Origin of the sequence: Streptomyces sp. NPDC048506 (assembly GCF_040651315.1) — a bacterium.
In the GTDB taxonomy this organism is placed as follows: domain Bacteria; phylum Actinomycetota; class Actinomycetes; order Streptomycetales; family Streptomycetaceae; genus Streptomyces.
This window is the reverse complement of the sequence record NZ_JBEZIX010000009.1, coordinates 20,641-32,361: the sequence shown is the minus strand read 5'-3', so window position 1 is coordinate 32,361 and position 11,721 is coordinate 20,641. Positions and strand designations below refer to the sequence as shown.

Genomic DNA, 11,721 nt, shown 5'->3' with positions numbered 1-11,721 from the left:
GGTCCGCGTGGGCGGGAGAGCTCTCCGGTATGTCACGCGGGGGAGTACACGGTCTGGATCAGGCGGTTGGTCTGGCCCCTGCGGATAAGGACCCCGCGGCCCGGCGGCTGCCAGGAGGCGTAGACGCCAGGGAACAACTGGCCTTCGCCGCGATCACCTGCCATGAGGAGTGCGGACGATCCCGACTCGCGCAGGCCCTGCACCAGAGGCTCGTAGATGCCGCGTGAGGCACCTGCGACGCGGCGGGTGAGGACGAAGTGGAGGCCGATGTCCACCGCGGAGGGGATGTACGGCAGGAACGGGGCGAGCGGTTCCTGGCCGGCGGTGGTCAGGATGTCGTAGTCGTCGACGAGGACGACGATCCGCGGGCCGCCGCCCCAGCTGCCCGGTTCCAGGTCCTCAAGGCGCGCGCTGTCATCGGGCAGCCGCTGCTCCAGCACGCCGGCGATACCGGCGGCGAGGCCCGCGCACAGCTTGGCGTTGTAGGCGTAGCCGCCGTTGAACTCTTCGGGGATCGCGCCGCGCAGACTGCGCCGGGGGTCCATGACGGCGAAGACCAGCTCGTCCTGGCTGTAGCGGTCGATGAGGCCGTCGGCGATGGTCTTGAGGAGATTGGTCTTGCCGCATTCGCTGTCGCCCATGATCAGCAGGTGCTGGTCGTGCTGGAACAGGTCGAGCAGCACGGGTTCAAGCCTCGTCTGGTCGAGGCCGATGGGCACCCGCTGGGGTTCGGCGACCGGGCCCGGCAGGAGGTGGGGCTCCAGGAGGTGCGGCAGCACCCGCACCGGCTGGGCGACCTCACCGCTCCAGGTGGCGCGGATCGTCCGGGCCGCACGCTCCAGAACTGCGCCCATGTCCGCGGCGTCGCCGAGTGAGTCCGTACGGGGAAGCGCGACCTGCGCGAACAGCTTGCCAGCGGTCAGGACACGGCCGGGCTCGTCGGGCGAAAGGGGCACTGCCAGCTTGCTGTCGATGCTGGACTCGCCGGGGTCATTCAGTCGCAGCTCGACGCGGGTGCCGAAGTTCGACTGGACGGCGATGCGCACGTCGTTCCAGCGGAGCATGCCCGCCACGACGTGGATGCCGTAACCGCCGCCGCGTTGAAGGACGTCGGCGACGGCGTCCTCCAGCTCTTCGAAGTCGTCGCGCAGCGCGCCGAAGCCGTCGATGACGAGCACGATCTCGGCGGACGCCAGCTGGGGCAGCCGGCCCGCCGCGTGCAGGTCGCGCAGCTGTGAGATGGAGTCGATGCCGTGCTCGCGGAAGAGATCCTCCCGAGCCGCGAGCATGTTCCGTACCTCTTCGACGGTGCGTGCCACCCGCTCGCGGTCGACGCGACCCGCGACACCCCCGACGTGCGGCAAGCCCGACAGGGCCGCCAGGCCGCCGCCGACCAGGTCGAGGCCGTAGACGCCGACCTCCTGCGGGGTGTGGGTCAGCGCGAGCGAGAGGACGAGGGTGCGCAGGAGCGTGGTCTTGCCGGACTGGGGGCCGCCGATGACGGCTGCGTGGCCGCCCGCCACCGTCAGGTCCAGGTACCACGGGCCCTGCCACTGCCTGGCCGGATCGTCGAGCAGACCGAGCGGTATCTCCAGTGGGCCGCGGCGCCCCGCGAGCTGCATACCGCGCGGACCGACGTCCAGCGGGCCGGCGACCGTGTCCAGGGCGATCGCGTCGGGCAGCGGGGGCAGCCAGATGCGGCGCACCGTAGCGGAGGCGTGCGTCAGCTGCTCGACCATGACGCCCAGCTCGGTCGGCCCCATCTCGCGGCGCCGCACCGTCGGCTCGGACGCGTCCGCATCCTCCTCAGTGGACAGGGTGTTGAAGGTGTCGTAGGGGAGGGCGAGGGGTCCGCAGTCCTCGTTCTCCGGGCGCTGCACTGGGCCGCGGTAGGCGCCCGAGACATAGCTCGCCTTGAAACGGTCGTAGTGGCTGGTGTCGACCTTGAGGTAGCCGAATCCCGGCAGCGGCGGCAGGTGGAAGGCGTCCGCGGTGTCCAAAACCGTACGGGATTCGTCGGCGGAGAAAGTGCGCAGGCCGAGCCGGTAGGAGAGGTAGGTGTCCAGGCCCTTGAGATGGCCGCCCTCGATGCGCTGGCTGGACAGAAGCAGGTGCACGCCGATCGAGCGGCCGATGCGGCCTATGGACAGGAACAGGTCGATGAAGTCCGGCTTGGCGGTGAGCAGTTCGCCAAATTCGTCGATGACGACGAACAGGTGCGGCAGCGCCTCCAGATCGGGCCGACGACTGGCGCGCAGCGCGGCGTAGTCACCGATGTCGGCGATGTTGCCCGCGTCCTTGAGGACCTGCTGGCGGCGCTTGACCTCGCCGGCGAGCGAGGCGTGGACGCGCTCGACCAGGCCGGCCTGGTTTTCCAGGTTGGTGATGACGCCGGCGACGTGTGGCAGATCCGCGAATGGGGCGAAGGTTGCGCCGCCCTTGTAGTCGACGAGGACCAGCGCGAGGTCCTCCGGTGGGTGGGTGGCCGCCAGGGCGAGGACAATCGTGCGCAGGAGTTCCGACTTCCCCGAGCCGGTGGCGCCGACGCACAGGCCGTGCGGGCCCATGCCGAGCTCGGAGGACTCCTTCAGGTCCAGGAGCACCGGCTCGTGGGAGTCGTTGATGCCGATGGGTACGCGCAGGAAGGCACGTTCGCCGCGCGGCGCCCACAGGTGCGAGAGGTCGAGTTGCGCCACGTCGTCGACGCCGAGCAGCTCGGCGAAGTCGACGGGCCCGGTCAGGGGGGCGTCGGTGAGCGATTCGGCGGACAGGCGCAGCGGCGCCAGCATCCGGGCCAGGCCCCCGGCGAACGGGATGCTGACCTCGTCCACGGTGCCGTGGGCGTTGACCGGCTCCTGTGCTCGCAGGTCCTCGATGATCGCCTGGTCGCCGTTGACGGTGATCCGCACGCCGATATGCCCCGGTTCCTGGACCCGCTGCTCAAGCAGGTGCAGGACGGTCACGCCCATATCCTGCAGGCCGACTGCCTCGTCGGGACGTGGCAGGTCGACGGCGTCCTGGCCGTGTCCGTCGGCGACGACCAGTAGCCGGGACGTCATGGACAGGGCGTCGTTGTCCGACAGGCCGCGCCGCACTTCGGCCGCGTAGGAGGCGCGGCGGCGCAGTTCGGGGCCGAGCTGCCGGGCGAGCTGGGGTGTGGAGGGGGCGATACGGCGAGCGGCGACGGGCCCGTCGTACTGCTCGGTGTCGAGCAGATGCGGCATCCACTTGGCCCACGCCCAATCGTCGAGCCGATCCCCGGGCACGGCCAGCGCCATCGCCACGTCGTCCGGAGCGTGCAGGGCGGCGGCCTGGACAAGCAGGGCACGAGCCACGCGGAGACAGTCCTCGCGCGGGCCGATGACGCTGACGTTGCCGACGCGGTCGAGGGGGACGGTGAGCGGGAGTTCGGTGCCGGTGCGGAAGCGTGCCATCAGCGCCGACGCCTCGTTGAGCATGAAGCGGTCGGGCGGGGTGAGGACCGACGAGCCCTGCTGAGCGATCTGCAGATCACGCACGGGCATCTCGCCGGTGCCGACACGCACGCGCAGGAAGTCGCCGTCGACGCGGCGGCGCTCCCACAGACGAGCCGGATCGCGCACGATGTCGTACAGGGCGGGCGGCGGCGGGTTGAGGACATCGGCGCGCTCGCGCCTCTGGCGCTCTTCGGTAGAGAGCTCTTCGCGCAGATCCTCCAGGTAGGCGAGATACGCCTCGCGCTGGGTGCGCCGGGTGCGCTGGGCTTTGCCACGCTGCGAGAAGACCAGCGCGACGGAGCCGATGACGGTGACGACGAGAATGATCGCGCCCAGCCCGGCGAACTGACTGTTGCGCACCACCGTCATCATCACCACGGACGACATGACGCCAGCGACGGGCAGCAGCGACATCGCGATGTTGCCCGCCTTCCCCTCGGGGAGGTTGGGCGGCGCCTCGATGATGCGCGCCTCAGAGGCGGCCGGGGGCCTGGTGGTCCTGGCCGGGCGGTGTATCAGTCGGGTACTCATCGTCGTCCGTCATTCACGATCGGGCTCGGCATCTGGTCAGTGACGCTGCTGGGATAGGGAGAGCTGGAAGGCGTCCGCGGCGAGGCGGGCGGCGGCTTCCCTGGTCGGGTGAGCCAGCAACTCGGTATGGACTGGGCCACCGGCTGCCAAGTGCCGGTCGTACGGCAGAATCTGGACGCTTGCCCCGGTGGACTTGAGCCTCTGGACAGCTTCGTCAAGGTCGACTCCCGAGTGGGGCACCAATTCGGTGAGCACGACGACCGTGCCAGCGATCACATGCCGGGGCAGCCTCTGCATCCACTGGAGCACCGAGTACGTACTGGTGATGCCTTCCGGTGTGGCGGGTGTGGTCAGAACACGGCCATGGGCGGCGGCGAGTGCGACCCGTCCGACTTCGGCGGGCAGCGTCTCGCAGTCGATGACCATCACACCGAAGTAGCGGCGCAGCGCGACCACGGCCCGCTCATACGCCTGGCTGTCCAGCTTCACGCCGATCTGGCCCTGGCTCGCGGGCAGCAGCCAGGCGTTGTTGGGGAGCTGGACGAGATAGCCGGTGACGTCGAGCAGCGACATGTCTGGCTTGACGATGTCCGCGATATCGCTGGTGGTCCAGCGCAGCGTCTCGGTGCCGAGCCGCAGCGGCAGCGAGCCGAGCGCCGGGTCGGCCTCCAAGAAGAGGACTGGGTCCTGCCGGTAGTGCGCGTACGTGGTACCGAGCAGCGCGGCGACGGTCGACTTGCCGGACCCACCCCGGATGGAGGTGACGGCGATCTGCCGCCCCGTCGTCACGGGCTGCTGCAGCACCGCAGCGGTGCGGGTGATCTCGGCGACCTCGCGTGCGGCTGACGAGGAGAGCGTACGGCGCAGGGCACGTGCGGCACGCGCCGCGAAAGGCTCGCCGTGCCGCGGCTTGCTGCTTAGCGTGCCGGCCAAGCCCTCGTCCACCACGGGCCGGGAGCCAGGTGCGCTGGGAGGATAGGGGCCCGGAGTGTACGCGGCCGGTGCCTGCTGCTCCTGCCGCTGTTCCTGGTGCCCGGCCTGCTGCGGGGGCCAACTGCCCGGATGACCCGCATGCTGCTCCTGCCCCTGGTACGGGGAGCCGGCCTGCTGCGGCGCGCCACCGCTCCGGGCGGTGCCTGGCGCCTGGGCGCCCTGCGCGGGCAGGGCAGCGCCCGGCGCGGAAGCGGGGTACGCCTGCCCATCGGGGCCCTGCGCACCCTGGTGGGCACCGCCTCTCAGGTCGCGCAGCACGTCACCCTGCCAGCCGTCTCCGCTCGGCATGCCTGTCTCTCACCCCCAACTGTTGCCCCGCCCGGAGCGCCTGCACATCGATTCAGAACTGGTTGAGCAGCTGCCCATACGCACCGAACACACCGAACGCGAGGGGGAAGAGCCCCACCATGCCAATGGACTCGACCAGATCGCCTATGCGCCGCAGCCGCACCTGCACATGCTCGGGCACCTGCACCGCCAAAACGACCAACGGCAGTACCGCAGCCACACACAGCACAACCAGCGGCCCGATGCCCCCCGATTGCTCCGTCCACCACGTCACCAGGCGCACCACCAGGCACGACGCGGCAGCGAAGAGCGCAACGACCTCAGCGACCAGCGGGAACGCTCGCGCCCTCGACACCAGCACCACGACAACGAGGGCTGCCAGCACCACGGTCCATACGGTCGGCTTCTCGGCCAGCGTGAGCAGCCATCCGGCGGAGGCTGCCGAAATCGCAGTGACGATCGTCGAGAGGGCAAGGCCGCGGTGCGTCGCCGCAAGCGCGGTACCTACCTGGTGACGGCTGACAGAGACGCCGCCCGAGCGGCGGTCATCGAGCGCGGTGAGCCCCGATGCCATCAGAGCGAGCCGCGGCAGTAGACCGAGCACCACCAAAGAGAAGACGGCCATAACGGCACCGAGCCGGGCCGGATCACCCTGAACAGCGGCTACTGCTTCCCACACAGTGGCAAGCGTGGCAGTGGTCACCGCACCAACGAGCCCTCCCTTGCCCAGCGGAGAGAAATATCCAAGGAACACAAGCGTCACGACCAGTGCGCCCGCGACGGCAGCGAGCCGGGCGGTGCCCGGCCAGCCGAACGCATCGGCGGCCGTCCACGCGGTGAGAACACCAAGCCCGCCAGCGGTGAGTAGGAGCGCGGCCGCCAGTCCCCGGTTTCCCCGTCCGATATTGGCGACGAGCGCACCGGCCGCCAGGAGCACAGGCGATACAGCTGACAGGGCACCGGCCAGGGCGCCGAGTGGGAACTCACGGCGGGCGAGCAGCGCGGCGATCACGGCGAAGGCGACGGTCGCCACACCCGCACTGGCTCGGCGCGCAGCGGGACGCCAGCGCCAAGCCCGCAAGTCGAGGTCGTCAGTCACCTGGTCGGTGACGTCGTGCACAACGGGAGCGGGCGGCGCAGAGTGCGTCGTGACGAGCCGGAGCACGGCGCCGTCGGCTATCCCGGCCGACGCCAGCGTACTGTCGTGCGGCAGGACAGAGCCGTCGGACGTAATCAACTGCCGAGCTACCGGCCGCGATGCGGGCCGATCGCCCAGCAACTGCAGGACATCCGGGATCAGCTGCCCCATCGGCGTGTCGGAGAGCAGGACGACATCGGCCCGGCGTCGCTCGCCGACCAACGTCACTCGGCTCAGTTGCCCCCGGGAACTCGCTGCTCTGCTCACCACTTACCGGAACCTATCATCGCGAGGTTGACGAACTCTTTGGTCAAACTGGACATGCTTCCACCCTGGCCCCGGGGCAGGGAACCCCCCTTCCCGCCACGGGGAGCTCTTCGCGCATTCCCCAGGAATGCAGCAAACTCTGTCCGAATCTGATCCGCGGGCTTCTACGGTTTCGCCGACCTCGTTGGCTGTTCGTATTGCTGCACCTGACGCTGCTGCTTCTCCTAATTCTCTTGGAGCGGTTCCGGCCGGGCAGATCCCGTTGGCCGGACTGTTCGACTGAGGAGCGCGACGCCTTTGTTTCTCCAGGCGCTTGATGCCTTTGAGCAGAGCGGCGCGTGTTCCTTCACCGGTCGTGGTCGTCGGATGGTGCCTGGTGGATGCCTCTTCCTCTCCTGGCAGGTGGATGCCTCACGAGAGAGCGGCAACGCTCGGCGCCTGTCCGGCGACCACCACCTGTCGGGGCGGCGGTTCGTTGAAGTCCGTGGTGCGAGCCCGCTGCACGGTGACCTCTCGCCAGTCCCGGGCCGTCGAGCCCTGGGCAAGACCGAGGCCCGTGCGGTGCGCTGGTGCCGCGAACGGCTAGTGCGATGTCGACCCGATCGAGGTCTGGAATTAGGGAGCCGCGTGGCCCGCTTGCGCTCGTGACCAGCGCAGATACCTGCACCAAGGGGAGGAACATCTTGATCTACTGCGGCATCGACTGGGCCGAAAAACACCACGATGTGGCTCTGGTCGACGACACCGGGCAGCTGTTGGCCAAGCGCCGGATCTCCGACGACGCAGCCGGCTACCGGATGCTGCTGGACCTGCTCGCCGAGTACGGCGACACCGAACACGAGCCGATCCCGGTGGCGATCGAGACCTCCCGCGGCCTGCTCGTCGCCGTCCTGCGCACGGGTAAGCGCAAGGTTTTTGCCATCAACCCGATGGCCGCCGCCCGCTACCGTGACCGCCACGGCGTCTCGCGTAAGAAGTCCGATCCGGGTGACGCCCTGGTCCTGGCGAACATCCTGCGCACCGACATGGCCATGCACCGGCCGCTGCCGCAGGACAGCGATCTGGCCCGCGCCATCGCCGTTTTGGCTCGCGCCCAGCAGGATGCGACGTGGAACCGCCAGCAGATCGCCAACCAACTCCGCTCCCTGCTGCGGGAGTTCTACCCTGCCGCCCTGGACGCCTTCGCCGGATGGAAGAACGGCCTGTGCCGGCCCGAGGCCCGAGAACTGCTGCGGCTCGCGCCGACCCCGGGCCGGGCAGCCCGGCTCTCGCTTGCCCAGCTCCGCTCGGCGCTCAAACGCGCCGGCCGCCAACGCGGCATCGACGCCGAAGCCCAGCGCCTGCGCGAGGTCCTCCACGGCGAGTACGCCCACCAGCCCCTGCTCGTCGAAGACGCCCTGGGCCAGCAGATGCTCGCCCTGCTGGGCCAGCTGGAAGCCGCCTGCACCGCCGCCGACGACCTGGCCGAGGCGGTGGAGGAGGCTTTCCCTCAGCACCCGGACGCCGAGGTGATCCTGAGCTTCCCCGGGCTCGGCGTCCAGCTCGGCGCCCGGCTCCTGGCCGAGGTCGGGGACGATCGCGACCGCTTCGCCGACGCCCGCGGCCTGAAGGCATACGCCGGCTCGGCTCCCATCACCCGGGCCTCCGGCAAGAAGCACCACGTCGGCCGCCGCATGGTCAAGAACGACCGCCTCAACCACGCCGGCTACCTGTGGGCCTTCTCCGCGATCACAGCCTCGCCCGGAGCCAAGGCCCACTACGGGCGCCGCCGCGAGAAGGGAGACTGGCACGCACAGGCCCAACGGCACTTGTTCAACCGCATGATCGGCCAGCTCTACTACTGCATCCGAGCAGGCGAACTGTTCGACGAACACGTCGCGTTTCCCTCCTCTCTCGCGGCTGCGGCTTGACTACTTAGCCCCGTGCGATGTCTGCTCAGCCTTCTGCGCGGCCAGCGTGTGCTGAAGGAACGACCACCCCACGCACCCCGCACACAGGACAGCCGTGATCGCGATCCCCGCGAAGACCTTCCCCAGCCGCTCGTCCGCCGTACGCCGCCCCCGCTGCGCACCGAACAACAGGGCATCCCGCAACCTGCGGCGGCGTACTGCCACCGACTCCAGCAGTTGACTGTCGTAATCCCGCGCCATTTCCTCGTCCGTCGCCTCAATGGTCCGTCGCCTCAGTCACGGTCGACGAACCCTCGATCACAGATGGTCACACGGAGACCGTCACCCCGAGCCCTCCCGCATGACAGCACACTTCCACAGTGCGCAACGCCACGTCCCGACCGTTCAGCCGCCGTCTCTGAACTCCGTGCACCAGAGTGGATTACGGAAGTGAGATCACCGGCGCAATGGTGCATCGGCGACCACGCTGGCACGTTGAGGACCCGCCATCGGTTGGGACAGCGCGCCCGGCTGGCCGCGGAGCCCGTGCGGCCTGATTCCGATTGACGCCGCGGCCACCCACGAGGAGGGCCGATGACGCCGCGCCTCACCCTTCGCCAACTGCCCTACGCGTTCAAGGTCGCCGCCGACAGCCAGGCTGTGGGGCCGGCGCGTCAGCTCGTGCGTAAGGTGCTCTTCCCACGCCTGTCGCCTTCGATGCCGCCCGGCTCCCGCGGACAGGGTTTGGGCGCATTGGCCTTCTGAGCCTGTGCGGGCACTAGGCATGGTGAAGGCCCCCGAGCATCGGCTAAGTGAGCTGGAGGCCTTGCTACACCTCTTGGAAAGTGCGGCTTCAGCCTAACAGCGCCCAGCTCAGGGGCCTCGGCGCTCGGATCCGCGACAGCTGCATCTATTCTGCTCTTCCAGGTACGTCATAGTGGAAGGGAGGCTGTGGTGGCGAAGCCGCTGCTGTGCGGGCGCATGGAGATTGGCCGGGTCTACAACATCGGAGCCTCGGCGATCAGCAACAACTGGGTGTACAAGGGCATCCTCTCGTACGAGGACGCGGTGATCGTCTCCGGTAAGCCGTACTGGCCGGGCGGGCTTGTGGTTGCGCTGGCGCTTCCGCCGGGGAGCCGTGGCCGGCAGTTGGACGAGCGGGAGCTGGCCGCGCTCGAGGCGGAGCAAGGGGCCGGCGTCCGGCCGGTGAAGAAGGGCGAGCTTCCGCCGCTCGTCGGTGCCCAGGAGTATGCCGAGTTGTTCGGTGTGACTCAGGTCGCGGTCGGACAAGCAGCGCGCGGGGGTGCGGGGCAGCTGCCTGAGGCTGACTACACCCTGTCGGGGTCGAACCTGTGGCTGCTGGATACGGTGTTGGACTCGGCTGAGGCGACGATGAAGAAGTCCCGGAAGGGGCTTTGGGTGTTGCGGGACGCGGTGGCCGCCGCGTTGCGTGAAGGCCGTTACGAGGGCCCGGGTTCGTTCCTCTCCCAGCGGGGGAACAAGGCGCAGTCAGCTTCCGACGGCGTATAAGCGGAAGTTGCCCCCATCTCCAAGTAGAGTAGAATATAGATATACGGGAGAGGGGTCTGTTGGATCAATCTCTCGTCATGGCGCAATATAGGTCGCGATACTTAGACGGAGGGGGAGGATCATGCTTCCTGTGCAGTTGGAGCTGCCCATCGCGCCCTTGCGGCATCCGGACCCGACCGGTGCGGGAGTGAGCATCCAGGATCGATTCGAATCGTTCCATCAGCTCAATCCCTGGATCCTGGAGCAGTTGGAGGTCCTGACCGCCGACTGCGCCGAGCGCGGCTTGCGTCGCATCGGCATCGGGATGCTGTTCGAGGTCCTGCGCTGGCAGTATGGGCGCGCGACGCAGGGTGAGCCGTTCAAGCTCAACAACGACTTCCGCTCGCGATATGTGCGCTCGATGCTCGACCGGCACCCAGAGTGGACCTCCCTGTTTGAGACCAGGGAGCTCCGCACCGCCTGACATAGGTCGCGATAGAAAATCGCTCGCTGTGCCTCTTGGAGATTTGCATGACCCATCCCATACCGAAGCTCCGCACCCGCAAGCCCACCGGCGTCGTCCCGTGGCCGAAGATCCTCATCGAGGGCGAGGAGAAGTCAGGGAAGTCTTGGATCGCCGCCCAGTTCACCGGTTCCGACAAGACCGGCCAGGCGTACTGGCTGGAGCTGGGCGAGGACACCGCTAATGAGTACGTACAGGTTCCCGGCGCGGACTACCTGCTGATCGACCACAGCGGCGCCTACCGCGACATCCTCGGCCAGATCGAGGCCGTGCATGCCGAAGCCAAGCGAGCGGCTGCGGCGAAGGAGCCGCCGGTCGTCCTGGTCATCGACTCGGTGTCGCTGCTGTGGCGGATGCTCGTGAACTGGACCAACGACCGGGCCCGCCGCTCGAACCAGGGACAGCGGAAGCTGCGGCAGGATCCCGACGCCGAGGTCAAGCCGTCGATGAACTTGTGGAATGACGCGTACGAGCGGTGGGCGAAGGTCATGTACCTGGTGCGCACCATGCCTGGCATCGTGCTGCTCCTGGCGCGGGGCAAGGAGGTTGCCGCTGTCGACGGGAATGGTGACCCGATCCCGAAGTCGAAGGACTGGCGGGTGGAGGGGCACAAGTCCCTCGCCTACGACGCGACCGTGTGGGTGCGCCTGCGCCGTGAGGAGCAGCCGCAGATCATCGGGGCGCGCTCGCTCAAGTTCCAGGTTCCTCGTGACGGGGAGCCGAGGACCATGCCGGACTTCTCCGTCGAGAAGCTGGTGTTCGGGCTGATGGGCTGCGCGATCCACACCCAGCCGCAGGCCACCCCGGAGCTGACCGGCGACCTGGCGCAGGCGTGGCTGCCAAGGGTGAAGGAAGCCGCGAAGGGCGGTGTGGACGGGCTCAAGAAGCTGTGGCGGGAGGTCGAGGCGGACGAGGAGCTGACCCGTGAGGAGGTTCGTGTGGTGCGGGCGGACATCGAGCGCAAGGCTGCGGAGCTGAAGAAGCCCCAGGACATGTCCGATCCGACCAGTGATGCCGCCAGGTTGCGGGCGGCCGCTCAGCAGGACGCGGAGACCGAAGGCCCGGCTGAGGATGCGCCGGGCGACGAGTTCGCCGCCGCCTAGCTCT

9 protein-coding genes are annotated in these 11,721 nt (G+C 68.7%); 5 read left to right on the top strand and 4 right to left on the bottom strand.

Annotated elements, in window-relative coordinates; genetic code table 11:
- Positions 1-32: 32 nt before the first annotated feature.
- Genes eccCa through eccD form a run of 3 tightly spaced genes read right to left on the bottom strand, consistent with a single transcriptional unit; the run spans position 33 to position 6,696 of the window.
- On the bottom strand, positions 33-4,007 hold the full coding sequence (eccCa, locus tag AB0C96_RS09230; RefSeq protein ID WP_362915288.1) for a type VII secretion protein EccCa: 3,975 nt from the start codon (positions 4,005-4,007) through the stop codon (positions 33-35).
- A 36-nt stretch (positions 4,008-4,043) separates the two neighbouring features.
- Complete coding sequence (locus tag AB0C96_RS09225; protein WP_362915286.1) at positions 4,044-5,288, bottom strand: MinD/ParA family protein; 1,245 nt, start codon at positions 5,286-5,288, stop codon at positions 4,044-4,046.
- Between the two features lie 52 nt (positions 5,289-5,340).
- Positions 5,341-6,696, bottom strand: coding sequence for a type VII secretion integral membrane protein EccD (eccD, locus tag AB0C96_RS09220; protein ID WP_362915284.1), 1,356 nt, complete (start codon positions 6,694-6,696; stop codon positions 5,341-5,343).
- A gap of 680 nt (positions 6,697-7,376) precedes the next feature.
- On the opposite strand from eccD, the gene AB0C96_RS09215 reads away from it, so the two are divergent.
- Complete coding sequence (locus AB0C96_RS09215) at positions 7,377-8,603, top strand: IS110 family transposase (protein ID WP_362915590.1); 1,227 nt, start codon at positions 7,377-7,379, stop codon at positions 8,601-8,603.
- On the opposite strand, the gene AB0C96_RS09210 is transcribed toward AB0C96_RS09215, so the two are convergent.
- Positions 8,604-8,843 carry a hypothetical protein gene (locus AB0C96_RS09210; RefSeq protein WP_362915282.1) on the bottom strand — a complete coding sequence of 80 codons (240 nt, stop codon included), beginning with the start codon at positions 8,841-8,843 and terminating at the stop codon, positions 8,604-8,606.
- Positions 8,844-9,176: 333 nt separating this feature from the next.
- Here AB0C96_RS09210 and AB0C96_RS09205 point away from each other — a divergent pair, with 333 nt between their 5' ends.
- The 4 genes from AB0C96_RS09205 (at position 9,177) to AB0C96_RS09190 (ending at position 11,717) form a co-directional block, all read left to right on the top strand.
- The gene (locus AB0C96_RS09205; protein WP_362915280.1) at positions 9,177-9,347 is read left to right on the top strand and encodes a hypothetical protein; all 171 of its coding nucleotides are present in this window, start codon (positions 9,177-9,179) and stop codon (positions 9,345-9,347) included.
- A gap of 189 nt (positions 9,348-9,536) precedes the next feature.
- A complete protein-coding gene (locus AB0C96_RS09200) occupies positions 9,537-10,112 on the top strand; it encodes a hypothetical protein (RefSeq protein WP_362915278.1) in 576 nt (191 codons plus the stop codon).
- 130 nt (positions 10,113-10,242) lie between these two features.
- Positions 10,243-10,575: a hypothetical protein gene (locus tag AB0C96_RS09195; protein ID WP_362915276.1), complete on the top strand. Its 333-nt coding sequence runs from the start codon at positions 10,243-10,245 to the stop codon at positions 10,573-10,575.
- 47 nt (positions 10,576-10,622) lie between these two features.
- A complete protein-coding gene (locus tag AB0C96_RS09190; RefSeq protein WP_362915274.1) occupies positions 10,623-11,717 on the top strand; it encodes an AAA family ATPase in 1,095 nt (364 codons plus the stop codon).
- Positions 11,718-11,721: the final 4 nt, after the last annotated feature.